The 25,073-nt window shown below is 72.1% G+C and carries 24 protein-coding genes; 16 read left to right on the top strand and 8 right to left on the bottom strand.

Translation table 11 applies throughout. The annotated features are described in order from the left end of the window. Nucleotides 1-25 precede the first annotated feature (25 nt). The 6 genes from KGD87_RS26130 (at nt 26) to KGD87_RS26105 (ending at nt 8,337) form a co-directional block, all read left to right on the top strand. Nucleotides 26-3,076, top strand: a complete 3,051-nt coding sequence (locus KGD87_RS26130; protein WP_502887961.1) for a GAF domain-containing protein — start codon at nt 26-28, stop codon at nt 3,074-3,076. A 41-nt stretch (nt 3,077-3,117) separates the two neighbouring features. Beyond that, nucleotides 3,118-4,122 (top strand): OmpA family protein, encoded by a 1,005-nt coding sequence (locus KGD87_RS26125; RefSeq protein WP_284663419.1) that lies wholly within the window; start codon nt 3,118-3,120, stop codon nt 4,120-4,122. 47 nt (nt 4,123-4,169) lie between these two features. Then, on the top strand, nt 4,170-5,630 hold the full coding sequence (locus KGD87_RS26120) for an adenylate/guanylate cyclase domain-containing protein (RefSeq protein ID WP_284663417.1): 1,461 nt from the start codon (nt 4,170-4,172) through the stop codon (nt 5,628-5,630). Nucleotides 5,631-5,683: 53 nt separating this feature from the next. Beyond that, nucleotides 5,684-6,097, top strand: a complete 414-nt coding sequence (locus tag KGD87_RS26115) for a type II secretion system protein GspG (RefSeq protein ID WP_284663415.1) — start codon at nt 5,684-5,686, stop codon at nt 6,095-6,097. A 152-nt stretch (nt 6,098-6,249) separates the two neighbouring features. Further along, nucleotides 6,250-7,611, top strand: coding sequence for a universal stress protein (locus tag KGD87_RS26110; protein WP_284663413.1), 1,362 nt, complete (start codon nt 6,250-6,252; stop codon nt 7,609-7,611). Between the two features lie 138 nt (nt 7,612-7,749). Further along, nucleotides 7,750-8,337, top strand: coding sequence for a P-loop NTPase family protein (locus KGD87_RS26105; RefSeq protein WP_176419910.1), 588 nt, complete (start codon nt 7,750-7,752; stop codon nt 8,335-8,337). 9 nt (nt 8,338-8,346) lie between these two features. Here KGD87_RS26105 and KGD87_RS26100 read toward each other — a convergent pair whose 3' ends face one another. Continuing rightward, entirely contained in the window at nt 8,347-8,748 is a 402-nt protein-coding gene (locus tag KGD87_RS26100) for a hypothetical protein (protein WP_284663411.1), read from the bottom strand. A 178-nt stretch (nt 8,749-8,926) separates the two neighbouring features. On the opposite strand from KGD87_RS26100, the gene KGD87_RS26095 reads away from it, so the two are divergent. Together KGD87_RS26095 and KGD87_RS26090 are read left to right on the top strand one after the other, a co-directional pair. Then, nucleotides 8,927-9,394 carry a hypothetical protein gene (locus tag KGD87_RS26095; RefSeq protein WP_176411724.1) on the top strand — a complete coding sequence of 156 codons (468 nt, stop codon included), beginning with the start codon at nt 8,927-8,929 and terminating at the stop codon, nt 9,392-9,394. Nucleotides 9,395-9,544: 150 nt separating this feature from the next. Next, entirely contained in the window at nt 9,545-9,976 is a 432-nt protein-coding gene (locus KGD87_RS26090; RefSeq protein WP_163779869.1) for a hypothetical protein, read from the top strand. Between the two features lie 110 nt (nt 9,977-10,086). Here the strand turns inward: KGD87_RS26090 and KGD87_RS26085 are convergent, their stop codons facing one another. Further along, entirely contained in the window at nt 10,087-10,674 is a 588-nt protein-coding gene (locus KGD87_RS26085; protein ID WP_350099833.1) for an SCO family protein, read from the bottom strand. A 273-nt stretch (nt 10,675-10,947) separates the two neighbouring features. On the opposite strand from KGD87_RS26085, the gene KGD87_RS26080 reads away from it, so the two are divergent. From KGD87_RS26080 to KGD87_RS26055, 6 genes are all read left to right on the top strand, one after another. Then, the gene (locus KGD87_RS26080; protein ID WP_284663406.1) at nt 10,948-12,069 is read left to right on the top strand and encodes a LysM peptidoglycan-binding domain-containing protein; all 1,122 of its coding nucleotides are present in this window, start codon (nt 10,948-10,950) and stop codon (nt 12,067-12,069) included. Between the two features lie 201 nt (nt 12,070-12,270). Continuing rightward, a complete protein-coding gene (locus KGD87_RS26075; RefSeq protein WP_284663404.1) occupies nt 12,271-13,710 on the top strand; it encodes a hypothetical protein in 1,440 nt (479 codons plus the stop codon). A 162-nt stretch (nt 13,711-13,872) separates the two neighbouring features. Further along, nucleotides 13,873-14,298: a nuclear transport factor 2 family protein gene (locus tag KGD87_RS26070; protein ID WP_284663402.1), complete on the top strand. Its 426-nt coding sequence runs from the start codon at nt 13,873-13,875 to the stop codon at nt 14,296-14,298. 394 nt (nt 14,299-14,692) lie between these two features. After that, entirely contained in the window at nt 14,693-15,547 is an 855-nt protein-coding gene (locus tag KGD87_RS26065) for a hypothetical protein (RefSeq protein WP_284663401.1), read from the top strand. Between the two features lie 37 nt (nt 15,548-15,584). Continuing rightward, nucleotides 15,585-16,163, top strand: coding sequence for a YceI family protein (locus KGD87_RS26060; RefSeq protein ID WP_284663399.1), 579 nt, complete (start codon nt 15,585-15,587; stop codon nt 16,161-16,163). Next, entirely contained in the window at nt 16,160-16,978 is an 819-nt protein-coding gene (locus KGD87_RS26055) for a QcrA and Rieske domain-containing protein (protein WP_284663398.1), read from the top strand. Before KGD87_RS26060 ends, KGD87_RS26055 begins: the two co-directional genes overlap by 4 nt. A 67-nt stretch (nt 16,979-17,045) precedes the next feature. Here KGD87_RS26055 and KGD87_RS26050 read toward each other — a convergent pair whose 3' ends face one another. The 6 genes from KGD87_RS26050 to KGD87_RS26025 form a co-directional block, all read right to left on the bottom strand. Continuing rightward, a complete protein-coding gene (locus tag KGD87_RS26050; RefSeq protein ID WP_284663397.1) occupies nt 17,046-18,215 on the bottom strand; it encodes a CBS domain-containing protein in 1,170 nt (389 codons plus the stop codon). Nucleotides 18,216-18,325: 110 nt separating this feature from the next. Continuing rightward, nucleotides 18,326-19,450, bottom strand: a complete 1,125-nt coding sequence (locus tag KGD87_RS26045) for an ArsA family ATPase (RefSeq protein ID WP_284663396.1) — start codon at nt 19,448-19,450, stop codon at nt 18,326-18,328. Nucleotides 19,451-19,502: 52 nt separating this feature from the next. After that, nucleotides 19,503-20,447, bottom strand: a complete 945-nt coding sequence (locus KGD87_RS26040; protein WP_284663395.1) for an ArsA-related P-loop ATPase — start codon at nt 20,445-20,447, stop codon at nt 19,503-19,505. A 137-nt stretch (nt 20,448-20,584) separates the two neighbouring features. Then, nucleotides 20,585-21,805, bottom strand: coding sequence for an ornithine--oxo-acid transaminase (rocD, locus tag KGD87_RS26035; RefSeq protein WP_284663394.1), 1,221 nt, complete (start codon nt 21,803-21,805; stop codon nt 20,585-20,587). A gap of 132 nt (nt 21,806-21,937) precedes the next feature. Beyond that, nucleotides 21,938-22,621 carry a hypothetical protein gene (locus tag KGD87_RS26030; RefSeq protein WP_284663393.1) on the bottom strand — a complete coding sequence of 228 codons (684 nt, stop codon included), beginning with the start codon at nt 22,619-22,621 and terminating at the stop codon, nt 21,938-21,940. A 78-nt stretch (nt 22,622-22,699) separates the two neighbouring features. Beyond that, entirely contained in the window at nt 22,700-23,005 is a 306-nt protein-coding gene (locus KGD87_RS26025; protein WP_284663392.1) for a hypothetical protein, read from the bottom strand. Nucleotides 23,006-23,069: 64 nt separating this feature from the next. Between KGD87_RS26025 and KGD87_RS26020 the strand changes: the two genes are divergently transcribed. Both KGD87_RS26020 and KGD87_RS26015 read left to right on the top strand, forming a co-directional pair. Beyond that, nucleotides 23,070-24,089 carry a TFIIB-type zinc ribbon-containing protein gene (locus KGD87_RS26020; protein WP_350099822.1) on the top strand — a complete coding sequence of 340 codons (1,020 nt, stop codon included), beginning with the start codon at nt 23,070-23,072 and terminating at the stop codon, nt 24,087-24,089. After that, the gene (locus KGD87_RS26015) at nt 24,086-25,057 is read left to right on the top strand and encodes a TFIIB-type zinc ribbon-containing protein (RefSeq protein WP_284663390.1); all 972 of its coding nucleotides are present in this window, start codon (nt 24,086-24,088) and stop codon (nt 25,055-25,057) included. Before KGD87_RS26020 ends, KGD87_RS26015 begins: the two co-directional genes overlap by 4 nt. Nucleotides 25,058-25,073 lie beyond the last annotated feature (16 nt).

Here is a 25,073-nt window from a genome sequence, read left to right as displayed (position 1 = left end):
GAATGAGGCTTCGAGGCAGGGAGCCATGCGTCCGTGCCGGGGGGAGTGGGGCATGAAGGTGCCCGGAAAAAACGTGGGAGCCGCGGTGGACCGCATGTCGCGGGCCCTGGAGCGGCTGTCCGCAGCACCGCCGGTGGTGGCGGTGCTGGAGGAATTGCTTTGCCAGGCGTCCGCCACGCTGGGGGCCTCAGGGGCCTTCCTGTGCTGGTGGGGCGGGACGGGCGACTTGAGCACGCTCACCACGCACGGCGTGGACGCGGAGGCGGCCGCCCTCTGCGCGCAGCAACTGCTGGCCCAGGCGCCCCCGCCCGGTGAGCCGCGTCTGCCCCGGGTGCTGGAGGACGTGTCGCAAGACGCGCTGCTGGCCTCGGAGCCGGACGCCTTGCGGCGACTGGGGGCGACGGCCTTGCTTTCCCAGCCGCTCTACTTCGCCTCCGGCCTGGGCGCCGCCGGTGTGCTGGGCGTGCTCTTCCGCGAGGCGTGGCGGCCACGGGAGGAGGACCTGCGGCGCTTCGGTCTCTCGGTGAAGCTGGCGGCGCTGGCGCTCGAGCGCGAGCGCATGGCGGAGACGCTGCGCCAGTCCGTGCTGTCCGCGCGGGCGGAGGTGGAGGAGTCGGAGGTGCTGCGGCTGCGACGATTCCAGGCGGTGACGGAGGCCTTTGGCCGTGCGCTGTCCGGGGACGAGGTGGCGCGCGTGGTGCTGGAGCAGGGCCTGCCCGCGGTGGGCGCGGGCGTGGGCCTGGTGCACCTGGTGGAGCCGGACGGGACGCTGGCGTTGAAGGCCGCGCTGGGGGTGTCCAACGCGGAGCGAGAGGCGCTCCGGGTGCCGCCCTGGCGAAGCAGCGGTGTGCCGGGTCACGACGCGAGGGCGCCGGTGCGGCTGGCGACGCCCGCCGCGGCGCGGGACGTGGTGCTCGGCTCGCCAGTGGGGTCGGAGACGCCGGCCGCGGTTCAGGAACTGGTGCCCGCGCTCGGCGCGCCGGAGCGGCTGGAGACGCCCGCCGCGGCGCGGGACGTGCTGCCCGTGCCGGGCGCGCCGGTGTGGCTGGAGACGCCCGCCGCGGTGCGGGACGTGGTGCCCGCGCTGGGGGCGCTGCGGGCGTTGGTGCTGCTGCCCTTGCACGTGGAAGGGCAAACCTTCGGCACGTTGTGCTTCGGCTTCCTGGAGGCGCGGCGCTTCTCCGCGCTGGAGCGGGCCTCCATCACCGGCCTGGGCCACGAGTGCGGCCAGGCGCTGGAGCGCGCGCGGCTGTACGCGCGGGAGCGCACGGCGCGGCTCCAGGCGGAGGCCGCGGGACAGCGCCTGCGGCTGTTGGCGGATGCGAGCGCGCTCGTGTCGGCGTCGCTGGACTGGGAGGAGACGGTGGCGGGCGTGGCGCGGCTGGCGCTGGGCCACTTCGCGGATGGCTGCGCGGTGGACTCGTACGAGGACGGCGTGGTGCGGCGGCTGGCGGTGCTCTATGAGAACCCGCGGTCGGCGCCGCGCGGGTTGGAGCTCCTGCGCTTCGCTCCGCAGGAAGGCAGCCCCACGTTGCTGGCGGAGGTGCTCGCCTCGGGGCGCCCGTGGATGATGGCGCGGCCCACCGCGGAGCCCGGGGACACCCGCACGGCGGCGGCGCGGCTGTACGCGGCCGCACGCGAGCTGGGCGTGGGCTCGCTCATCCTGACGCCGCTGGTGGCGCGGCAGCGCACGCTGGGGGTGCTCACCTTCATGCGGAGCGCGACGTCCGCGCCCTTCGACATCCCGGACCTGTCCCTGGCCGAGGAGCTGGCGGGGCGCGCGGCGCTGGCCATCGACAACGCGGACCTGTTCCGCAAGGCCCGCGCGGCGGAGGAGGAGAGCCGGCGCGGCGCGGCGCGGCTCCACGTCCTGGTGCAGGTCAGCCACCTCATCGCGGAGGCGGGGCTGGACTTGTCCATGGTGCTGGAGGTGCTGGTGCGCAAGGTGTCGGAGGCGCTGGGGGACGCGTGCGTGCTCCAACTGCTCTCCGAGGACAAGACGCGCCTGGAGCTGGTGTCGGTGCACCACCCCAACGCGGAGGCGCGCGTGGTGCTGGACGCGTCCATGCGGCGCTGCCCGGGGCGGGTGGGGGAGGGGCTGCCGGGCCGGGTGGCGGCGACGGGGCAGCCGCTCTTCGTCCCGCGCCTCCAGGCGGAGGACCTGCGCGATGAGCGCGTGCCGGAGGGCATGTCCTTCCTCCAGCGCTACGGGCCCCACAGCGTCATCGTCGTCCCCCTGGGCGTGCGCGGCCGGGTGCTGGGCACGCTGGGGGTGATGCGCGAGGCGCGGGGCCGCGAGTATTCGGTGGAGGAGCGCGCGCTGCTGGAGAGCCTGGCGGCGCGCGCGGCGCTGGCCATTGAAGACGCGCGGCTGTACGGCGCGGCCACGCAGGCGGTGAAGGCGCGGGACGAGCTGCTGTCGGTGGCGGGGCACGAGCTGAAGTCGCCGCTGAACGCGCTCCAGCTCCAGATTCACCTGCTGGCGCGCATGGCCCGGGACGCCATGGCCGTGGACGGGCTGGCGGAGCGCGCGGAGCGGGCGGCGAAGGCGGGCCAGCGGCTGGGGCTGCTCATCGATGACCTGCTGGACGTGTCGCGCCTCAGCTCGGGGCGGCTGGGGCTGAAGCGCGAGGAGGTGGACCTGGCGGCGCTGACGCGCGAGCTGGTGGGCCGCATGTCCGAGGAGCTGGCGCTGGCGGGCAACGAGGTGCGGCTGCTGCTGGACAGGCCGGTGTCGGGACAGTGGGACCGGCTGCGCCTGGAGCAGGTGCTGGTGAACCTGCTCACCAACGCGGCGAAGTACGGCGCGAGCCGGCCGGTGACGGTGGAGGTGGACGCGGTGGGCCCGGTGGCGCGGCTGTCCGTACGCGACGAGGGCATCGGCGTGTCGCCGGAGGAGCAGGAGCGCATCTTCGAGCAGTTCGAGCGCTCCGCGTCGGTGCAGCACTTCAAGGGCCTGGGCCTGGGCTTGTGGATTACCAAGCGCATCGTCGAGGCCCACGGCGGCCGCATCCGCCTGGTGAGCGAGCCGGGCAAGGGCTCCACCTTCACCGTGGAGCTGCCCCTGCCAGCGTGAGCGTCTGGACAGCCCGCACTCGCTGCGCTCTGGTTCCGCGGATGAAGACGCGCGCACTCCTCCGACGGGCCCTGCTCGCCGCCGTGCTGGCGGCCGTGGCCGCCCCGGGCTGTCGGCACGCGCCCGAACCGGGCCTGGACGCGGATGGGGACGGCGTCCTCAATGGGGAGGATGCCTGCCCCACCGTCCGCGGGCTCGCGAGGCTCCAGGGCTGCCCCATGAAGGACACGGACGGGGACGGCGTGGAGGACGCGCTGGACAAGTGCCCGCGTCGCGCCGGGCCCGCCTCGCGGGACGGCTGCCCCATCCGCGACTCGGACGAGGACGGCGTGGAGGACGCGAAGGACGCCTGCCCGCGGGTGTTCGGCCTGCTGGAGCGGCGGGGCTGCCCCATCGACGACCCGGACCGCGACGGGGTGGAGGGCGCGGCGGACAAGTGTCCGGACGAGCCCGGGCCCGCCTCGCGCGAGGGGTGCCCCATTCGCGACGCGGATGGGGACGGCGTGCCGGATGAAGAGGACGCCTGTCCCGACGAGGAGGGCCTGCCCTCGCTGCGTGGCTGCCCGGAGCGGGACGTGGATGGGGACGGCGTGGCGGACCACCGGGACAACTGCCCGCGCGAGCGGGGCGCGCCGGACAACCAGGGCTGCCCGGCGGCGCGCAGGCAGCGCGTCGTCATCCGCCCGGACCGGCTGGAGCTGCTGGAGCGCATCACCTTCGCGCCCGGCACCGCCACCCTCCAGCCGCGTGTCCAGCCGGCGCTCGACAACGTGGCCGAAGTCCTGCTGATGCACCCGCGGCTGGGCGTCATCGCCATCGAGGGCCACACCGACAACCGCGGGGAGGCGGACGTGCAGCGGGAGGTGACGCTGGCGCGCGCGGAGGCGGTGCGGGACTACCTGGTGGCGCGGGGTGTCCCGCCGGACCGGCTGGAGGCGTGGGGGTTCGGCCCGGACAAGCCCGTCGAGTCGAATGAGACCTCCCACGGACGCGAGGCCAACCGCCGGATGGACCTCCGGGTGGTGGCGCCGCGCGGCCGCCCGTAAGTCCCGGACTCCCCGTGGGTGGGGGGGGTGGGGTACGCTCGCCCACTATGAGTGCTCCCAGCCCCCTGTTTGGTGACTTGCTGCTCAAGCTGGGGGTTGTCTCGCCCAGCCAGGTGCAGGAGGCGCTCGCCCTCCAGGCCCTCACCGGGCAGCGCGTGGGGGAAGCCCTCATCTCCCTGGGCTACGTCACGCGGGAGCAGATTCAGGACGCGCTGGGCGAGGCGCTCGGGCTGCACCAGGACAAGAGCCCCCTGCAGCCCGCGCTGGGCGAGCTGCTGGTGGGGCTCAAGTACGTGACGCTGGCGCAGCTCGACGAGGCGCTCGCGCGTCAGCGCCGCGACGGCCGCAAGCTGGGCGAAATCCTGGTGGAGCTGGGCCACTGCACCTACAAGCAAATCTACGAGGCGCTGGGGCTGCAGAACCGCATCGCCGGGCGGCAGGATTTGCCGCGCCCCGCCTCCGACGGCCGCCGCCGCGTGGTGGTGGTGGACGACAGCCCGCTGGCCTGCGCCTTCGTGCAGGAGGGCCTGGTGGCGCTGGGCTACGAGGTCCTCTGCTTCCAGGACCCGTTCGAGGCCCTGGAGAGCATGGGCCGCATCCAGCCCGTCATCGTCCTCAGTGATTTGGAGATGCCCGGCCTGGACGGCGTGGAGCTGTGCCGCCGCCTGAAGGAAGGCCCCAGCCACGCGGTGCCCGTCATCATCCTCACCGCCAACGACGTGGAGGCGGAGCGCGTGCGCGGCCTGCGCGCCGGCGCGGATGACTACGTCAACAAGTCCGCGTCCATGGACGAGCTGGCCGCGCGCATCGAAAGCGTGGTGCGCCGCACGGGTGAGACGGAGCGCATGCGCAAGCTGTTCGCGCGCTACACGTCCGACGCGGTGGTGGAGGAAATCCTCAAGAGCGCGGACGCGGTGGTGCTCACGGGCGAGAAGCGCGAGGTGACGCTGCTGTTCGCGGACATCCGCAACTTCACCGGCCTGGCGGAGAGCCTGCCTCCGGAGCAGGTGGTGGGGGTGCTCAACCAGGTGCTCGGGCGGATGTCGGACGCGGTGCTCACCTGCGGCGGCACGCTGGACAAGTTCCTGGGCGACGGGCTGATGGCCGTCTTCGGCGCGCCGGTGGCCCGCCCAGATGACGCGCTGCGCGCGCTCCAGTCCGCGAAGATGATGATGGACGCGCTGACGGACCTGCGCATCGAGGCGGAGGCGGAGTGGGCGGCGGGCGGGCGCGAGGGCCAGCCGCTGGTGCTGGAGCTGGGCATTGGCATCAACTCGGGCGTGGTGGTGGCGGGCAACATCGGCAGCACCGTGCGCGCCGAGTACACCTGCATCGGTGACGCGGTGAACGTGGCCGCGCGGCTGTGCTCGCTGGCGGGCCCGGGGGAAATCCTGGTGGGGGAGCGCACCCGCGAGCTGGTGGACGCCAACGAGACGGCCTTCGAGGACCTGCCTCCCGTGCGGCTGAAGGGCAAGCAGCAGCCCGTTCCACTGTTCCGTGCCCTGTAAGGGGTGAAGTCCACGCGCGCCTCGCGAGCGGAAAGGGGCTATAGGAAGGGGTCATGAACGCCTCGTCTGACGAGCCCCCTCCGTCCCGCCGCTCCCCCGTGCTGTTCGTGGGGCTCGTCTTCGGACTCGGGTTGGTGGTCGCCGTCCTGGTGGGTGCGCTGAGCGGCTCCAAGGCCGTGCACGCCGACCGCATCCACCAGGACTTCGCCGTGCTGGAGGAGGCCCTGGGCCGCTACCGCGCGGACAAGGGGACCCTGCCGGAAGAGGCGGACGTGGAGGCGCTGCTGGTGCCCGCGTACCTGCCCTCCGTGCCGCTGGACCCGTGGGGCCGGGGGTACCGCTACACGAGCAACGGCGACGAGGTCTTCCTGGCCACCTTCGGCAAGAGCGATGACCGGGGCGGCTCGGGCGAGGAGCAGGACCACACCAACCACGACGGGCACGCCGCGCCCAAGGTGGCGCGCTAGCGCTGGGGCGTGTCCATGCCCCGCGAGCCCACGTCCGCGGTGCGCGCCGGGCCCCGGAGCGAGCCAGCGTGGCGCGGGTGCCCGCTCCCTGGCGTCGCCATGGCCATTGTTTCCTTCACGGGGAAGGGTTTTCCCGAACCTGGAGGGCAGCCATGGCCATCGTGTGTGTCACCAACCTGTCCCCTGAGTCCCTCGCGGCGGCCCACGTGGCGGCGGCCGTGGCGGGACGGCTGCAAGAGCCGCTGCTGCTCCTGGGCGTCGCGGAGGGCGACGCCTTCCTCGACGACGGCTCCGGCGCGTTGACGCTCACCCAGCAGCGGCTGGAGGCGGAGGCCGCGCGGCTCGAAACGCTCGCGCGGGTGGTGCGCTACCGGCTGCAGACGGGCACCTCCGCGGACGAGGTGCTGACCGACGAGGAGTGCCGGCAGGCGCGGTGGATTGTGGTGGCCGCGTCCGGCTGGCGCACCTCGGCGTGGCGGCGGGCCACGGTGCCCGAACGCCTGTCCCGCTACGGCTGCGCGCCGGTGCTGGCCGTGCGCAGCGACACCGCGCTGACGGACTGGGCCCGGGGCCGCAGGCGGCTGCTGGTGCTGGTGGGCGTGGACCCCGGCTCCTCCACCACGGGCGCCGCGGTGGCCTTCCTGCGTGAGCTGCGCCGGGTGGGGCCGTGTGACGTGCTGGCCACCTACGTGTGCTCGCCCATGGACGAGCGGGAGCGGCTGGGCATCCACAGCCCCGTGCACGTGGAGCTGCTGGAGCCAGGGCTGCAGGACATGGAGGCGCTGGACCCCATCGTGGAGCGCGTGCTGCAACGCGAGGTGCGCGAGCAGGTGGGCGAGCTCGTGGGCGAGGGCAGCGTGGAGGTGGTGCTGGAGCCCGGCTTCGGCCGTCCGGCGGACCACCTGATGCACGTGGCGCACACGCGCGGCGTGGACCTGATGGTGGTGGGCACGCACCAGCGCAGCGGGGTGAAGCGGCTGTGGCACGGCTCGGTGTCCGCGGGCGTGCTGCGGCACGCGGCGCACTCCGTGGTGTGTGTGCCGCCCATGGTGCGGGCCCGGCGCGCGGACCGCGCGCCGCGAAGCGTGCTGGTGCCCGTGGACTTCTCCGAGGCCAGCGCCAAGGCCATCTTCCAGGCGCGCGCGCTGGTGGGGCCCGGGGGGCGGGTGCACCTGCTGCACGTCCACCGCCGCAAGCTGGAGGACCGCGGCTTCGCGGACCACTACGGCGTGCTGCCCGAGCCCGTGAGGGACCGGGACGGGGTGCTCCAGCGGCTGTGGGCGCTGGTGCCGCGCGACGAAATCGCCCAGGCCGTGCGCTGGAGCGTGGAGGGGGTGACGGGCGAGGACGTGACGCTGGCCATCTGCCAGGCCACGGAGCGCGAAGGGGTGGACCTGGTGTGCGTGGGGACGTCCCTGGAGCCCTCGCGGCTGCGGGACGCCCTGGAGGGCGAGGTGGCCCATGAGCTGGTGGCCCGCTGCCGCCGGCCCGTCGTGGTGGTGCCCTCCGCCTGAGGCAGGGGCTCCTGACAGCGGGAATACCTGTCATCACCTGAAAGGATTGTCAGGTGGTCCCGGCTCCGACGTGCCCGGGAGGGCACGTCTGCATTAGCATCTCGAAATCACGCATTTCCAGACGCAGGGGGGCCGCCGGTGACACCGCAGGGTTATCGTGAAGTGGAGCTCGTCTGTAACCGTTCCTCGCTGCTCCTGCATGGGGGCACGGAAGAGGAGCGGCGAAGCTGGGCGCAGGAAGCCGCGCGCAACTTCAACGTGGAGCTGGCGGAGGTGCGGCAGGCGGCGGAGCTGCCGCAGGCGCTCCGGCAGCCCAACGGGGTGGTGTTCATCCCGGACGTGGCGAAGCTGGGGCGGGACGCGCAGTTCGTCCTGCTGCAGTGCCTGCGGACGCAGGAGGAGCGGCCGAAGCTGGTGCTGGGCGTCTCCGGCTCGGCGGACGCGGCCCTGGCGCGCGGCACGCTGCGCGAGGACCTGCACTACCGTCTGCACAAGGCCCAGGTGGACCTGCAGAAGGACGGGCTGCGGGACGTGTTGAAGCACCGCTGGGCACAGCAGGCCGAACAGCTCGCGCTGAAGGCCGCCGTGGCCCGCGCCGCCGAGGAGGCGGCCCGCGAGGCGGCCATTGCCCGGCGTCCGGGCACGGTGACGCGCATCGCCCCCAAGCAGAAGAAGGTGAGCGGCGGCGCGCGCGCGAAGGCCGTGTCCAGGAACGCCGCCCGCTGAGGCCTCGCCTCAGTGCCGGTGCTTCTGTCCGCGCTTCGTCTTGACGGCGGGGCGCGCCTTCTTCGCGGTGCCGCGCTTGGCGGCGGCGGGCTGGGCGGGCACGGCCTTGCGGCCCACCTGAGCGTTCGCTCCCGCCGCGGAGGCCGTCCTGGCGGACGGTGACTTGCGGCGCGCCGGGGCCTTCGTGGGCTTGCCGCTCTCGATGACGCCGCGGGCCGCCTTGGCCGCGCGCCGCGTCCCCGCCGCCTTCACGCGGCCTCGGGTCGGCGTGCCCCGAATCCTGGACTGGAGGTTGGCCACCCCCCGAGCCGTCATCACCGCGGTGCCCAGGAGGACCCGCGCTCCGCGCGTGCCGGCCTCGACGGCCACCTCCTTCACCCTGTCCACCAGCCCCCGCTTGGAAATCGCCATGGCGTGCCTCGTCTCTCTGGCTGTCCTTCGCTGCCGCCAAAGGTAGTCACGGGCAGTCGGGCGTGAAGCCGTCTCCCGCACTCCGGCTCCCGCGTTCCAAGGTGGGCGGGAATGTGTGAAGCGGGGAAACTGGGCTAGAGTCCGGCGCACTGTCCCATTTCCTTCTCGGAGCAAGAGCATGTCCCAGGACAACACCGGAAAGCCGAAGCGCGGCCTGAAGCGGCCCATCGAGGTCGTTCGCGCGGAGCTGCTCAAGGACCCGGAGACGAAGAAGATCGCCGAGGCCGTGAGCATGAAGCTCGAGGACTACGTGGAGCTGGTCCTCAAGTACGCCCAGGACAAGGACAAGGAGGCCGAGGTCGCCGTCATCTCCGACGAGGAGCTGCGCCGCAACGGCTTCAACCCCCTCTCCTCCGAAGAGGCCGCCAACATCCTCATCAAGGGCATGAAGGGCGAGCTGCCCGGCTCCCCCCCGGACTTCGAGGCCTCCAAGTTCACCCAGGACAAGGCCTCCACCGCCGGCAAGCCGTCCCTCACCGCGCCCCCCGTGGGCGGCGCCGCCCCCACCGGTCCGCAAGATCCTGCCGCCCGCCAGGAGCTGATGGATCAGCTCAAGAAGGGCAGCAGCGGCGGTAACCGTCCGTAATCCCTGGCACCACGGGCGGAGGCCGGAGGGGAAAATTCGACGGAAAAGGTGGGAGGAAACAATTCCCCACACGCACCGAGAATCCCTTCGAGCTTTCCTTCCGGCACAAATCTCCGCCTTCCAGGCATCTAGAATTCAAGGGGCACGACCATGGGCAGCGCACTCAAGTCCGTTACGAAGGTCATCAGCAACGTCGCCAGCACGGTGAGCAAGATTGCCGGTGGCATCGCGAACATCGGCGGCAAGGCCATGGAGTTCCTCCAGAAGCCCCTGAGCTCGCTGGTGGACCCCATCGCCAAGTTCATCGGTGAGAAGGTCGGCAAGCTGCCCCTGGTCGGCAAGTTCCTGGGCCCCACGGTGGAGAACCTGGTGAAGCAGGGCGCCTCGTCCTTCCTGGGCGAGGGCACGCTGGGCAGCCTGGGCTTCCTGTCCAAGATTGCCCCCAAGGTGCAGGACATCACCAACATCGCGCAGACGGTCAAGGGCGCGGCGGACAAGGTCGGCGCCTTCGCGGAGAACCCGCTGGGTCAGCAGAACTTCCAGAACATCATCGCGCAGAACCACGCCCGCTTCGTGGAGTGATGCTCCGCGCCGCTGGCGCGAACTGGTAGCGAGCCCCAGGGCCGGTCTCCCGCGAAGCTGCGGGGCCGGCCCTTCGGCTTTGCGGGCTCGCGCGGCCACCGCCGCGGTGCTCAGTGTCCTGTCTGGGCCAGGCGCCGGGTGTCGCGGATGAGGCGCTCGGTGGAGTCGCTGTCCGCGCTGTCGTAGTAGCCGCGAATCTGCCCGGCGTCGTCCACGAGCACGAAGTGCGTCCCGTGGAAGATGGAGAGCAGGTCGTCCTCGGGCGCGCCGGGCTCACGGCCCATGCTGACCTTGAAGCCCTGGACGATGGTCTCCTTCAACTGCTCGTAGTCGCCCGTGAGGAAGCTCCAGCGGGAGAAGTCCGCCCCGTGGCGCTCGCCATACTCGGTGAGCCGCTCCGGGGTGTCGTACTTCGGATCCACGGAGAACGACACCAGCTGGAGCCCGGCGCCGGAGGACGCGGTGGCGTCCTGCACGCCCACCATCTTCCGCGTGAAGGCCGGGCAGATGGTGGGGCAGCGCGTGAAGATGAAGTTGGCCACGAAGGGTCTGCCCCTCAACTGCGTGCTCCCGAAGGGCTGTCCGTCATGCCGGGTGAAGGTGAAGTCCGGCAGCGTGCCCAGCTGGGGCAGGGCGCCACTGCCCTGGCCACGCATCAGCATGCTCCCCGTCGCCGCGGTGACGCCAAGCGCGGCCACGGCGACACCTGCCCAGAACCCCGGGCGCTGCGTGAGACGGGCCCCTGGGGCCGGAAGGACGGAGTCAGCGGACATGGCCCCGGAGGTAACGGAACCCCCGGAGTCACACAAGCGCGGCTGCGGGGGTGCGACATCCTGGCCGTCACAATTCCGTGATTTCAGTGATTTTGAATTAGTTTATACATAAATAACAGTTCTTCCGGGGAAACATCCTCTCAGTCGTTACGAAAATGTAGGCACGTCGCCTCTCTGTTTTCAGGAGTCTGCCCCCCCGTGACGACCTACTCCGTTCGCCGTGGCGATACCCTCAGCGCGCTGGCCCAGCGCTTCAACACGTCCGTGTCGTCGCTCGCGAAGAGCAACGGCATCTCCAACCCGAACCTCATCTACGCGGGGCAGCAGCTCCGCATCCCGGACGGCTTCGACGCGCCTCGCGCCTCGGGTGGGGGCCGGGCGGCTTCCAGCTACACCGTGAAGTCGGGCGACACGCTCAGCGGCATCGCCGGTCGGCATGGCACGTCGGTGAGCGCGCTGGCCAAGGCCAACAACATCTCCAACCCGGACCGCATCTACGCGGGCCAGAAGCTCACGATTCCGGGGACGGGCGGCGCGGCGCCGAGCAGCCCGGCGCCTTCCTCGGGCGGCGGTTCGTACACCGTGAAGTCGGGTGACACGCTCAGCGGCATCGCCGGTCGGCATGGCACGTCGGTGAGCGCGCTGGCCAAGGCCAACAACATCTCCAACCCCAACCTCATCTACGTGGGCCAGCGGCTGACGATTCCGGGCGGGGGCGGCGCGTCGCCCACCCGGCCGACGCCGAACCCGCCGCCGGTGGGGGGCGTGGGTGGCCCGAAGCCGCCGACCGGTGGCTCCGCCGGCGTGACGGTGCAGCAGCTCCGGGCGGTGATGCCCAACCTGTCCCAGGCGAAGGCGGAGCAGTACCTGCCCCACCTGAACCGGGCCATGGCGGAGGCGAACATCACCACGCCCATTCGCAAGGCGGCCTTCCTGGCGCAGCTCGCGCATGAGAGCGGCCAGCTCCGCTACATGGAGGAGATTGCCTCCGGCGCCGCCTACGAGGGGCGCAGGGACCTGGGCAACACCCAGCCGGGCGACGGCGTCCGCTACAAGGGCCGTGGCCCCATCCAGCTCACGGGCCGCGCCAACTACCGCGCCGCGGGCCAGGCGCTGGGCATCGACCTGGAGGGCAACCCCCAGCGCGCCAAGGACCCGGACGTCGCGTTCCGCATCGCCGGCTGGTACTGGTCGTCGCGCAACCTCAACACCTACGCGGACGCGGGCAACTTCCGCGAGGTCACCCGCCGCATCAACGGTGGCTACAACGGCCTGGCGGACCGCGAGATGTACTACCGCCGCGCGCAGAACGTCTTCTGAGCCCGCGCTCCCAACGCGCGGCGAGGTGAAGCGGGGACCGTGGCCAGCAAGGCCCCGGTCCCCGTCGCGTTTCGGGCGAGCCCCATCCCACCGGGGAGATGCCACGTCCAACCGCGGCGACCACCGGAGCCGAGTGGCCCTGGGAGGCCCCCTGGTGCGCTGGCTGCATCGGACAGGCCGTTCCTTTCCGGAGCGCGCCCCATGCCTCGTATCGATTCGTCCGGCGGTTCCTCGCTGTCCACCATTGACACCCCCGCGGAGGCCACAGCGGCGCCCCCGTCTCCGTCACGCGCCGCGGAGCCCCGCGCGCAGGCGTCCCCCCAGCGCAACGAGGTGCGCGCCTTCGACGGCTCCACCGCGAAGACGCCGGAGCCCCCGGCTCGCGGAGCCCCACCCGCTGATGCGGGCCCTGCCCGGTCCGCGGGGGAGCTGGCCGTGCTGGGCGGCTGGTCGCGCCCGGACGTCCTCGAAGGCCTCCGCGCGCGCCTGACGCGGGGCCTGGAGAACTGGACCGTCGGCGCCGATGACGTGCGGGCGGTGCACACCGCGCTGGGAAGCCTCCCGGCGGGCGCGTACCGGGCCGCGCTGGAGCGCTTGCAGCAAGACGGGCTGCTGGCCGCATACGTGAAGGCGCAGGACGCGGGCTCGCGGCTCGCGTTCCTGGAGCAGGCGGAGTCGAAGGGCGTGCTCCAGCGGCGCAACGGGGAGTCAGGCCCGGTGGGCCCCCTGGGCTACCCGGCGGTGCCGGACGTCTTCGTCAACGAACGGCGGCTGCCGGGGGCGCTGCGTGACGCGGTGAACGCACACGCCACCGACGTGGGCGCGGGCTTCTACCGGGCGCACGCCGACTACCTCGGCCGGTATGCCCGCGCGGTGGAGGGGGCCCAGAGCCTCCAGGCGTTGGGCGCGCTGGGGCCGCCACGCGCCGCGCACCTGCCTGAGTCCTTCCTGGGCCTGGAGTGGAAGGACCCGTCGCGGCGGGACTACGAGGCGGCGTGGAAGGCGGGCATCGGCCAGCCGAAGACGCTCAACCTGCCGCTGCAACACGTCAGCGCCCGGCAGCGGGAGCTCTCCGGGGAGCGCGCTGCGGGGACGGTGCGGCTTCACGGCAAGGTGGGTGTCAGCAGCGAGCATGCCCAGTGGAGCGCGAAGGCGGCGCTCGACACCCGGGGACATGGCGCGCTGAAGGGGGACGTGGGCGTCGCCGCGCGCGCGGGCCCCGTGGGCGTCGAGGTGTCACATGACAGCTCGGGCGAGACGGAGGGGAAGGTCAAGGTGAACCTGGGACTCGTGGAGCTCAGCCTCGGCACGGACGGCGAGCAGCGCGTCGCGGTGGGCGTCGGCACGCTGCTTCAGGTGCACGCGACGCTCAACTCGAAGCAGGCGGAGCTCGGGGGCGGCGTGTCCGCGAAGCTCAAGGCGGATGGGAGCCAGGCCAGCGTCGAGGCGGGCTTCTCCATGAAGGGGCTGACGGCGGAGCGGGCTCGACAGGCCGTCGGCCGCGAGCACCGGGGCGTCTTCCAGCCGCCAGCCGAGCTGGCCTCCCGCACGACGTGGGACGCGCTGCCTGAGGCCACGCGAGCGGCCTACGCGAAGGAAGGGTGGAATCGGGAGGCGTGGACCCGGGCCTTGCCGCGCTGACGCCACGGACCTGGGACAGACGTGCGTCGACCACCGGGCCCTGCGGCGAGTCCCCCGAACGGCGGTCCGGAGGGCGAGGCGCCGGGCCCTCCGGAGGGCCATGTCCCGAAGGCGTGCGCACCCTTCCCCCGGGTGACTCTTTCACGAGGAGCGAGGCAGCGCATGGCGATGGAGCGAGCGCAGCGGTTCGTGGACGCACTGGCGAAGCTGGAGAAGGAAGGCGACATGGAGGCCCTCGTCTCCCTCTTCAGTGACGACGCGCAGGTGAGCAACGTGGCCTCGAAGCGGGTCTTCTCCGGCCGGGAGGGCGCCCGGCGGTTCTGGCGTGAATACAAGGGCACTCTCCAGCGCGTGGAGTCCACCTTCCGCAACATGATTGAGGCGGGCTCCCGCGTCGCGCTCGAATGGGAGACGCAGGGCACCGCCCACAACGGCGCGGCGGTGGCCTATGAGGGCGTGTCCATCATCGAGTGGGATGGCGACCGGATCCGCCGCTTCTATGCGTACTTTGATCCGCACGCGCTCGGCCTGGAGCTGACCGCCGGCAGCGCGCCGCGCACGGAAGTCCCCGCCACCACCCCCGCGTGAGGCGTGAGGCCGCCCCGCCTGGGGGCGTCAATGGGTTCCCTGTGAAGTGAGCCGCCGGGCTCGCCAGCCCGGCCGCGCCTTCCACCCCTGGCCGTTGCCAGACACTGGGCAGTGACCTTCAGACACCTCCCGATTCCCAGGTGCGGACGCTACCGTCAGCCGCCGCGTCCCCGGACCGCCGACGCTGTCCGGACAGGGACCGCGGAAAATGATGCCGGTCCGCCGGTTCTTAGGCGGTACCGTTCGACGCGGTGCGTTTCCCGGAAAGCCCGGACGCGCTAGCGTTCGCTCCGTCCTCGGAGCAGGTGGGTGGGTGATGGGGTGGCGGAGGACACGCGCTCGGATGACCGGTCCTGACCCGGCAGTTTGCTTTGCGTCTACACGGAAGAGCCTGATGACCCGCTTTGCTGCCTTCTTCATCGTCCTGTCGCTGATTGCCGCACCCCAAACCGCCTGGGCCCAGCAGCGCCAGACCGAGTCCGCGAAAAAGACCCGGGCGGTGAAGTCCTCCTCCAAGACGAAGGCCACGAAGAAGAAGGCCGTGAAGCCGACCCGGGCCACGTCGAAGCGCAAGCCCGCGAAGAAGGGCAAGAAGGCCCCGCCGGCCGTGGACGCCCCGGAGCTTCAGCCCGCCCAGCCCATGATGCAGGTGGAGCCCGCCAGGCCCCTGTCTCCGACGGACGACGCGCCCACCGTCCAGAAGGAGTCGGGTGAGCCTCCGGCGGAAGGGGGCGACTCGCTGGACTTCGACCTGCTGGAGCCCGCCGAGGCCGCGGCCGCCGCGCAGGTGGACCCGGACCTGGAGAAGCGCATTGGCCGGCGCCGCACCATGCTCAAGCTGCACCAGGGCCTGGGCTTCGCGATGGCCGCCGGCCTGGTCGGCACCACGGTGGTGGGGCAGCTCCAGTTCAACGACTCGTTCCGCGGTGGCGGTGATGACCGCAACCTGCTGGGCCTGCACCGGGGGCTCGCCATTGGCACGTCGGCGCTGTTCGCCACCGTGGGCCTGCTGGGGGTCCTGGCGCCGGAACCCTTCGAGAAGGATACGTTCCAGTGGGACACCATCACCGTCCACAAGCTGTTCATGGCGCTCGCCACCGTCGGCATGGTGGCGCAAATCGTCCTGGGCATCATGGCCACGGACCGTTTTGGCAGGCTGTCGGAGACGGACCTGGCCACCGCGCATCAGATTTCCGGTTACGTGACGCTGGGCGCGGTGTCGGCCGGCGTCTTCACGCTGTTCTTCTGAAGCGCATGCCTTTCGTAGTGGTTCCCTGGAGGTTGACGTGATTGCTCGACGAATCGTCCTGATCGCCACCCTGGTGCTCGCGCTGCCCGCAGTCGCGCAGTCGCAGGCCCGCACGTATAGCGTCAAGAAGGACGCCAGCTCGCTCACCTACAAGCTCAAGCACAAGCTGCACGAGGTGGTGGGCAAGGCGCCGCCCAGCGACGGCAAGGCCCGCCTGATGCCGGACGGCACGCTCCAGGTGGCGGTGCGCGCCAACGTGAAGGACTTCGATTCAGGCAACGCCAACCGCGACGCGCACATGATGGAGACGACGGACGCGGCGAAGTTCCCCATCATCGACTTCAAGGGCGTGGCCACCGGCGTGAAGCCGCCCACCAGCTTCCCGGCGAAGGTGCCGGTGAAGGTGAAGGGCCAGCTGACGTTCCACGGCGTGAAGAAGACCGTGGAGATTCCGATGACGGTGCTGTTCAAGTCGGAGAAGGAGGCGGTGGCCGAGGGCAGCTTCGACATCAGCCTGGATGCCTATAACGTCAACCGCCCGTCGCTGTTGATGGTGAAGGTGGACGACGTCCTGGTGCTGGAGCCCAAGCTGGTATTCGAGGTGGAGGGTACGTGAGTTCGACGCGACGAGGATTCCTCAAGGGCATTCTGGGAACAGGCGCGGCGAGCGCGGCGGCGACGACGCTGCCGGGCTGCGCGCCGGACATCAACCCCGCTCCGGTGACGGACGTCACGGCCAGCGATGCGGGAACGGTGGACATCCTGGTGTCGCGCTATCCGGACCTGGAGCCCGTGGGCGGCGCGTTGACGGTGCGCGTCCCGGGTGAGCAGGTGCCGCTGCTGGTGGTGCACTCCAAGGACGACGGCGCGCCGGACGACTTCTCCGTGCTGTCGTCCCTCTGCACGCACGTCGGCTGCCCGCTGGGCTTCGACGGCAAGGACGTCATCTGCCCCTGCCACCTGTCGCGCTTCAGCGCCACGGATGGCGCGGTGCTTCAGCGGCCGGCCACCGTGCCGTTGCAGACGTTCGCGGCGGCGTACAACCCGAACACGGGCGTGCTGCGCATCAACCTGCGCGCGGGCCAGAGCGACTTCCCGTCCGCGGTGAACGGGCAGGTGGTGCTGCCGCTCAGCCAGTTCCCCCAGCTTCGGGACGTGGGCGGCTCCGTGACGGGGGTGCCTTCCGGGTACGGCAAGCGCATCTTCGTGTTCCGCTTGCAGGACAACTCGTTGTCGGCGGTGGACTCCGTGTGCACCCATGCCTTCTGCGAGGTGAACTACCGCGAGCAGGAGGCGGACCTGTTCTGCGCCTGCCACGCGTCCATCTTCACGCGGGACGGCGCGGTGACGCAGGGCCCGGCCACGATTCCCCTCAAGAAGTTCACGGTGTCGGAGACAGGCGACTCCGTGGTGTTGACCGGCGTGGCGTGAGCCATGCGCCGGGCGCGGGTGGGCCAGGCACCAGGCCCGCCCGCAGCCGAAGGGCGCGCGGCGTCGCTCAGCCGAGCCGGCTCCAGAAGGAGCGCCTGGAGGAGATGCGCTCCAGGGCTTGTTGCAGCGCCTCGTCGTGGTCGGCGCGCAGCGCGATGTCGCCCAGGGAGATGATGCCCACGATGCCGTCGTCGCGCTCCACCACGGGGATGCGGCGCAGCTGACGGCGCCCCATCAGCCCGATGACGTCATGGAGCGTGTCGTCCGGCGTGACGGCCTCCACGTCATCCGTCATCACGTCGGACGCGCGGAGCTGCTCGGGTGAGCGGCCTCCCGTGAAGGCGCGGACCACCAGGTCCCGGTCGGTGACGATGCCCGCCAGCCGGCCTCGCTCGTCCACGATGGGGACGACGCCGCAGGACTCGTCCTTCATGATTTGCGCCACGTCCCGCAGCGGGCTCTCCGGGCGCGCCGTGCGCACGTTGCGCGTCATCACCTCGCGGGCCATCAGCGGCTCGTGACGCCAGCGACCGGGGCGGGCGCGGCCCGCGACGGCGGTGTAGACCTGGGTGCTGGCGCCGTCACGCCGCGCGCCGGGGGACGAAGGCGCGCCTGTTCCCGCCCGGCGGTGGGTGCTCGCCTCGTCACGGGCTGAAGCGGACGCCGCGCCTTCCCCGCGGTAGGTGCTCGCCTCGTCGCGGCCCGGGCCATGGGAAGCGCTCCGGTCCACCCGGTAGTGGGGGCGCGGGTCGCCATGGCGCTCCTCGCCGTGCAAGGCGCGCTCACGGCCATGGAAGCGCACGTCGCGGTAGGCCTCTCCCTGAGGGGCCTGCGTGCGGGAGGGCTCGCCGCCACCGCCGCCGTAGCCGGTGCGGTCCCAGGACCGGTAGTCGGCGCGCTGGCGGGAGAACTCGACGTCCTGTTCCCCGGTGTCGTGCCGGGGGCCCTTGCCGCTGGCATAGTGGCTGTCCCGGTCGTCCTGGCCGTAGGGGCCGCTGCCCTCCGGGGGCTCGCCGTTCATGTCCTCGCGAGGCCCGTCATCCACCTGGGTGCGCGGCCTGGCCATGCGCATCGTCGCCGCGCGGTGGTAGCGGCCCTGCCGGGTGGAGGCCTCCTCGTCGCGGGCGGGGTTCCAGCCGGTGAGGTCGGACTCGGCGCGCTCCCGCGAGCCCGGAGGCGCCACGTCCGCCTCGCGGTGGGGTTCATCCCTGCCGTTGTCCATGCTTCTGTGGGTCATGACGCTCCTCGGGCGCAGTGGGGTTCAAACTGCAACGCTGGTGGTGGGGCCGCGTGCCTCCAAGGTGCGGGCGTCCGAGCGAGCGGGTGCCTGTCCCGCCCTGGCGCTCCTCACCCCGCCGCCAGCGCGTCCCCCAGGCGGACCAGGCCGCTGAACTCCTCCAGCTCCGCGCCCGCGTCCGGCGCGGCCACCGCGAGCGTCCCGGTGGGAAGGTGCCGGGTGAGGCGGTCGAGCACGTCCTGGTGGGCCTTGGCGCGCGCCTGCTCCACCGCGGCCAGGCGAGCCAGGGCCGCCACGGCGTGCTCCGCGTGGCGGTCGCCACCCGTGTGCTCCAGCAGGGCCTCGGGCGCCGCGAGCACGTCGTCATGGGCCCAGCTCCGGTTCAGCACGTAGCCCGCGAAGGGCAGGCCCCGCGCGGCCAGCGTCTCGCGGAACCAGGTGGCCTCGCGCAGGGAGGCGGGCTCAGGGGACGTCACCAGCAGGAAGGCCGCGTCCGGTGAGGCCAGCCGCTGGTGCAGCCGCTCCGTGTGCAGCCGCATGCCGGAGAAGAGGCCGCCGAACGCGCCGATGAAGCCGCGCATCTCCTGGGTGAAGCCCGCGCCGAAGATGCCCGCCAGCACGCGGTCCACCACCACCTGCGCGCCGTGCCACAGCCGCCCGCCGCGCGCCCGCTTCTGCGGGCCGAACAGCGACACGATGCGCTCATCCAGGAAGCGCGCCAGCCGACCGGGCGCGTCCAGGAAGTCCAGCGCGTGCCGGCTGGGGGGCGTGTCCAGCAGGATGAGCTCGTAGCGGCTGTCCTCGAGGAAGCCGTCCAGGGCCTCGGCGGCGGCGTACTCCTGCACGCCCGCCACCAGCTCCGACAGGAAGCGGTAGAGGCGGTGGTCGACAATCGCGCGCGCCGCCTCGGGCGTGGGCGCCAGCCGGTGCACCATGCGCTCGAAGATGGCGCGGGGGTCCAACATCCACACATCCAGGAGGCCCGGGCCCTGGCGGCCAGCGGCGAAGAGGCGCTCGGGGGGAATCGACGTGGGCTCGGGGCCGCTCTCCTGCAGTCCCATGGCCTCCGCGAGCCTGCGCGCCGGGTCGATGGTGAGCACCAGCACCCGCCGTCCCGCGCGCGCGGCGGCCACGCCCAGGGCCGCCGCCGTCGTCGTCTTGCCCACGCCGCCCGCCCCGCACAGGACGACGACGCGCTTGTCTCTCAGCAGCCGGCGCAGGTCGCCCGCGCTCACGGCGTGCGCCCCCGTGACACGCGCCGGCGCCCACCGCCTCGCGGTCCGTGGCTCACGGCAGGGCCTCCTGCCGGAGCGCGTGCTCCGGGTGAGGTGCGAAGCCCTCCGCCAGCGCCTCGATCAGCGCGGGGCCGGTGCCGGGAAGCTCTGGCAGGGTGAGCAGCGGCGCGCGCAGCGTGCGCGACAGCCGGAGGGAGGCGGCCCGGGCCCGCTCCAGCCGCTCCAGCTCACGCCACCCCTGGTGCGGCCCGTGCGCGGCGAGCAGCCGGCGCAGCGCGGCGCGGGACTCGGGCGTGAAGGGGTCCTCCGGCATCCGGTTGAGGACGGCCGCGGACAGGGGCAGCTCCAGCCGGCGCAGCTCGGCGGCCACGGTGAGCGCCTCGCTGACGGGCAGCGGCTCCGGCAGGCTGGTGAGGACCACCGCGGTGCGCGCCGCATCCTGGAGGAAGTCGAGCCCCTCCCGCACGTCGCGGCCAATGGGGCCCCCGGGCATCAGGGACAGCACGCGCTGGGGCAGGGCGGCCAGCGCCAGCGCGTGTCCCGTGGCGGGCAGGTCGACGACGGTCAGCGGGTGGACGAAGCGCCCATCCGGCCGGGTGAGCCGGAGCAGCGCCAGCAGTTGGTACATCAGCCCCATCTCCCGGAGCGCGGGACCGGCTTCCAGGAAGCGGCGCAGGGCCCGGGTGCGCAGCGCGGCGTCGGCCAGCCAGCGCGCGGGCAGGGCGCGCTCCAGGAAGTGCCGGTGGCCCTCCGCCGCGGACAGCCGCACGAAGTGGAGCCCGGGACGCACCCGCGTCACTTGGGGCCCCGCCTGACGCGCTCCCACTCGCGCGGCCAGGGGGGAAGGCCCGTCCTCCTCCGGCGCCAGCTCCGCCAGCAGCACGGTGCGGCCCGCGCGCGCGGCGGCCACGGCCAGCGCCGCCGCCAGCGTCGTCTTCCCCACGCCGCCCTTGCCCGATACGAGCAGCGCACGCTTGTCCCAGAGGGCTTCGAGCACCGGCCACCGTCCTGTCGCAGCGCCCCAGGCCGCGCGCTGTTCCGATACGGTGGGGAAGGCGACACGCCAGGACAACCGAGGCCCCGGTGCCACGGCCCCAGGCACGCGGTCGCTCGCGTGCCCGGGCGGCGCTGGGACTACAGCGCCTCGATGACCTTCTTGATGCGCTCGAAGGCCCAGTCCAGCTCGGCCTGGGTGACGATGAGCGGCGGCGTGAGGCGGATGACGGAGTCGTGCGTCTCCTTGCAGAGCACCCCCTCCTTCATCAACGCCTCGCAGGCGGGCCGCGCGGAGATGTCCAGCGCCACGCCAATCATCAGCCCCCGGCCACGCACCTCCACGATGTGGCGGTTCTTCAGCGTCTTCAGCATGGCCAGGAACGACGCGCCCAATTCAGCGGAGCGCTCCACCAGGCGCTCGTCGCGCAGCACGTCCAGGGCGGTGCGCGCCACGGCGCAGCCCAGCGGATTGCCGCCGTAGGTGCTGCCGTGCTCGCCGGGGCGGAGCACGCCCATGACCTCGTCATCCGCCATGACGGCGGACACCGGGTAGAAGCCGCCCGACAGCGCCTTGCCCACCACGACGACGTCCGGCCGCACGTCCTCATGCTGGAAGGCGAACGTCTTCCCGGTGCGCCCCAGGCCCGTCTGGATTTCATCCACCATGAACAGCACCCGGTGCTGGCGGCAGAGCCCGGCCACCTGCTTCAGGTAGCCCTCGCGCGGAATCAGCACGCCGGCCTCCGCCTGGATGGGCTCCATCAGGATGGCGCAGGTGTTGGGGGTGATGGCGCGCCGCACCGCCTCCACGTCGTCGTAGGGCACCACGGTGAAGCCGGGCGTGAAGGGGCCAAAGCCCCGCCGGTAGCTCGGCTCGGTGGAGAAGCTGATGAGGCTGATGGTGCGCCCGTGGAAGTTGTTCGCGAAGACGATGACCTCCGCCTTGTCCTCGGGGATGCCCTTGACGGTGTGGCCCCACTTGCGCGCCAGCTTGATGGCCGTCTCCACCGCCTCCGCCCCCGAGTTCATCGGCAGCGCGCGGCTCAAGCCAGACAGCTCGCGCAGCGCCTTGTAGAGGTGAGGGAGCTGGTCGTTGCGGAAGGCCCGTGACGTCAGCGTCACCTTCGCGGCCTGCTCGCGCAGCGTCTCCAGGATGCGCGGGTGACAGTGCCCCTGGTTCACCGCCGAGTACGCGCTCAGGCAGTCCAGGTACTTGCGGCCCTCCACGTCATGGACCCAGCAGCCCTCGCCCCGCTCGATGACGAGGTCCAGCGGATGGTAGTTGTGCGCGCCATACCGCTCCTCCAGGTCGATGAAGTCGCGCGTGGAGAGGGCGGGGGCGGCGTGCTCGGTGCTCATGGAACTCCCTGGGGTGTCGGGTGGCGCGAAGCAGGACCCTCGATTTCGATGAAGTCCTTCGACGTGTCCACCCTCGCATGCGCCCAGGGGGTTGTTTCGTTGAGCACCGCACCCCGGTCATGGCTCGCCGCGTCAGTGGACGGACCAGCGCTCCGCGATTTCCTCGCAGGCGAGCACCACGTCGCTCAGCCGCCGGATGTGCGCCCGCGGCGCGGTGAAGACCGTCCCCGCGAAGACGTCCACCACCTGGATGAGGCGGTGGTCACACGGGCCCAGCGGGCACAGGTGCTGCTCGGTGAAGCGCTGGAGCAGCGTGCCAATGTACTGCCCTGAGCGCTCATCCAGCGGCTGGTGCTTGGAGAAATAGAGCTTCATCAAGCCCACGCGCGCGTTGCCATGTCTGTCCATGCGCTGGAGCACGACCTCCGGCCGCACGCTGATGGTGACGCCCGCCACCTCCAGCACCGGAGGCTCCGCGCCCACCGCGCTGATGAGCGTCTCCTCCAAATCCAGCCAGGGCACCAGGTCCGCGAAGCGCTCGAGCGCCTCCGAACAGAGCTGCAGCCGCTGCGCCTCGAACTCCGTCTGCGGCACGCTGCACGCGAAGCGGCGCTGGTGCTCGCGGAGGATGGACAACTCCATGCCCCGGCAGAGGAAGTCCGTAATCGCGTGCGACGCCTCCGGGTAGCGCAGGTACTGCTGCTCCGGCGGGTGCTTCTGGTCGCGGATGATGCGCTTGCGACGCGCGGGCGTGGCGACGAGGTACTCGCCCAACTTGTTCACGGACACACGCGGCAGTTCACGGATTTCCGCCATGGAATCGCTCCCCCTGGGTGCTGGCGAATGAGCACACAGTACAGAGGGGGGCTGACACGCATGGGACGGTGTGAGGGCTTACTCCCTCTGGGGTTCGCCGTCGGGATAGGCGTTCCAGTACGTGTCGGGCAAGGGGTTGGTGCCGGCGTCGCTGCGCGGTCCATCCCCATCCCCAATCTCATCCAGGATGGCGCCGGGCGTGCGCTCCGTCGGGTCGATGGTGCGGGTGCGCATGTGAGGCGTGTCTTCAGCCGCCTCGGCGGTGTCCGCCAGGTCGCGCTCCTCTTCGCTCTCCGGAGTGGGCTGCAGCGGCTCCTGCGTGCGGCCGTAGTAATCCTCGGGAGGCTGGATGCCCGGCTGTTGCTGCGGGTCGCGCTGCGCCATGGTGGATTCCCTCCGTCACACTACGGTCGTAACGGGACAGGCCGACGGCAACGGGCCAGCGGGCATGCAAGCCAGGAGGGCGGGCAGGCGGTCGGGATGGACGTCCCTGGCCGGGTGCGCCAAGACTGGCGGGATGGCCGAGCAATCCCAACAGACACCGTCCGCCGTGGCCGGGCCGTTGCTCCACCTGGGGTGTCAGTCCTGCGGCGCGCGCCTGGTGCTGGAGCCCGCGCTGCGGACCACGCGCTGTCCCTACTGCGCCGCGCCCGCCGTGGTGGAGCGTCCTCCGGTGCCCGGTGTGCCGGAGCCCGTCTTCGCGCTGGGCTTCGCGCTCACGCATATGGCGGCGAAGGCGCATGTGGCGCGGTGGTTGCGCTCGCGCAGCCGCTTCACGCGTTCGGGCATCCGCTCCGCGGCGCCGGGCGAGGTGCGAGGCGTGTACGTGCCCGCGTATCTCTACAGCGTGCTGGCGCAGGCGCGCTACCGCGCCTCCATTGGGGAGAACTACCAGGAGACGGAGACGTACACGACGACGGAGAACGGGAAGACGGTGACTCGCACGCGCACCGTGACGCGCACGGAGTGGCGCCCGCTGGAGGGGGAGCTCTCCAGCTACGTGGCGGACGTGCTCGTCACCGCGTCCAAGGGCCTGGACAACGCGGAGCTGGAGGCGCTGGAGCCCTTCGACCTGCGCGGCCTGGCTCGCTACACCCCGGCGCTCATCTCCGGCTGGGTGGCCGAGGAGCCCTCGCTCACGCTGGCGCAGTGTGAGGCGCTGGCCCGGAAGGAAGCGGTGGAGCGCGTCAGCGGGCTGCTGTCGCGCTTCATGCCGGGAGACTCGCACCGGGGCCTGGAGCACCAGTCACGGCTGGACTGGGAGGCGCTCGACGTGTGCCTGCTGCCCGTCTGGGTGCTGGCGGTGAAGTACGCGAAGGACGCGCCGCCGCTGCGGGTGCTCGTCAACGGGCAGACGGGGGCCGTCCATGGCAAGGCGCCCATCTCCCCGTGGAAGGTGCTGGCCGCCGTGGTGGCGCTGCTGGTGGTGTTGGCCGTGGGCTGGCTGCTCGCGGGAGGCGGGCGATGAGCGCCGAGGCGGTGAGGGTGGCGCCCTGCCAGCGCTGTGACTGCGCGCTGGAGGCGGAGGACCTGCGCTGCCCCATCTGCGGGCTGACGGCGCCGCCTCCGCCACGCGCCGCGGTGGAGCGCGCGCGGGCCCGCGTGGTGCGGTGTGACAGCTGCGGCGCGGCGGTGGAGTACTCCGTGGAGGCGAAGGCGCCCCGGTGTGACTACTGCGGCTCCGTCACCCACGTGGAGACGACGGCGGACCCGGTGGAGCAGGCGCAGCACTGGCTGCCCTTCAACGTGGACACCGAGGCCGCGCGCGGCGCGCTGATGGGCTTCCTGGGACGGGGTGGCTTCTTCCGGCCGTCCGGGCTGGCGCGGGAGGCCTCGCTGGAGTCGCTGCGTCCGGTGTGGTGGCCAGCGTGGATGTTCGACGCGGGCGTGGACGTGAGCTGGACGGCGGATTCGAACGCGGGCTCGCGGCGGTCGGACTGGGCGCCGCACGCGGGCCGGACGCGCTTCGACTTCCAGGGCATCCCGGTGCCGGCCTCGCGCGGGTTGAAGGTGAAGGAGTGCGAAGCGCTGGCGCCCCACTACCAGCGAGGCTCCGGCCAGGACACGCCACGGGGGCCGGAAGGCGCGCACATCGAGCGCTTCGAGGCCACGCGCTCGGGAGCCCGGCGCAGCGTGCTGGAGGCGGTGGAGCGCCTGTCCCGTGAGCGCCTCCAGCAGGGCGTCATTCCGGGCTCCCGCTTCCGGAACGTCCACGTCGCCGTGGCGCTGTCCAGCCTGCGCACCCAGCGGCTGGCGCTGCCCGTGTTCGTGCTGGCTTATCGCTACCGCGACAAGCCGTACCGGGTGCTGGTGCACGGGCAGGACGCGAACGTGGTGCTGGGCGAGGCGCCCATCTCCCCGTTGCGCGTGGCGGCGGTCATCCTGGCGGCGCTGCTGGTGCTGGTGGGCATGCTGTACGGCGCCAGCGTGCTGTAGCCGGCCGTGACGCCGC

It is taken from the genome of Myxococcus sp. SDU36 (genome assembly GCF_030168875.1).
GTDB classification, from domain to species: Bacteria; Myxococcota; Myxococcia; order Myxococcales; family Myxococcaceae; genus Myxococcus; species Myxococcus vastator.
Note: the sequence above shows the minus strand (reverse complement) of the source record. Positions and strands in the feature narration are given on the sequence as shown.

Bases quoted from the DNA above. Each gene is read 5' to 3' on its own strand.
- KGD87_RS26130 (WP_502887961.1), top strand. From the start codon at position 26: ATGCGTCCGTGCCGGGGGGAGTGGGGCATGAAGGTGCCCGGAAAAAAC.
- KGD87_RS26125 (WP_284663419.1), top strand. From the start codon at position 3,118: ATGAAGACGCGCGCACTCCTCCGACGGGCCCTGCTCGCCGCCGTGCTG.
- KGD87_RS26120 (WP_284663417.1), top strand. From the start codon at position 4,170: ATGAGTGCTCCCAGCCCCCTGTTTGGTGACTTGCTGCTCAAGCTGGGG.
- KGD87_RS26115 (WP_284663415.1), top strand. From the start codon at position 5,684: ATGAACGCCTCGTCTGACGAGCCCCCTCCGTCCCGCCGCTCCCCCGTG.
- KGD87_RS26110 (WP_284663413.1), top strand. From the start codon at position 6,250: ATGGCCATCGTGTGTGTCACCAACCTGTCCCCTGAGTCCCTCGCGGCG.
- KGD87_RS26100 (WP_284663411.1), bottom strand. From the start codon at position 8,748: ATGGCGATTTCCAAGCGGGGGCTGGTGGACAGGGTGAAGGAGGTGGCC.
- KGD87_RS26095 (WP_176411724.1), top strand. From the start codon at position 8,927: ATGTCCCAGGACAACACCGGAAAGCCGAAGCGCGGCCTGAAGCGGCCC.
- KGD87_RS26090 (WP_163779869.1), top strand. From the start codon at position 9,545: ATGGGCAGCGCACTCAAGTCCGTTACGAAGGTCATCAGCAACGTCGCC.
- KGD87_RS26075 (WP_284663404.1), top strand. From the start codon at position 12,271: ATGCCTCGTATCGATTCGTCCGGCGGTTCCTCGCTGTCCACCATTGAC.
- KGD87_RS26070 (WP_284663402.1), top strand. From the start codon at position 13,873: ATGGCGATGGAGCGAGCGCAGCGGTTCGTGGACGCACTGGCGAAGCTG.
- KGD87_RS26065 (WP_284663401.1), top strand. From the start codon at position 14,693: ATGACCCGCTTTGCTGCCTTCTTCATCGTCCTGTCGCTGATTGCCGCA.
- KGD87_RS26050 (WP_284663397.1), bottom strand. From the start codon at position 18,215: ATGACCCACAGAAGCATGGACAACGGCAGGGATGAACCCCACCGCGAG.
- rocD (WP_284663394.1), bottom strand. From the start codon at position 21,805: ATGAGCACCGAGCACGCCGCCCCCGCCCTCTCCACGCGCGACTTCATC.
- KGD87_RS26030 (WP_284663393.1), bottom strand. From the start codon at position 22,621: ATGGCGGAAATCCGTGAACTGCCGCGTGTGTCCGTGAACAAGTTGGGC.
- KGD87_RS26025 (WP_284663392.1), bottom strand. From the start codon at position 23,005: ATGGCGCAGCGCGACCCGCAGCAACAGCCGGGCATCCAGCCTCCCGAG.
- KGD87_RS26020 (WP_350099822.1), top strand. From the start codon at position 23,070: ATGCAAGCCAGGAGGGCGGGCAGGCGGTCGGGATGGACGTCCCTGGCC.
- KGD87_RS26015 (WP_284663390.1), top strand. From the start codon at position 24,086: ATGAGCGCCGAGGCGGTGAGGGTGGCGCCCTGCCAGCGCTGTGACTGC.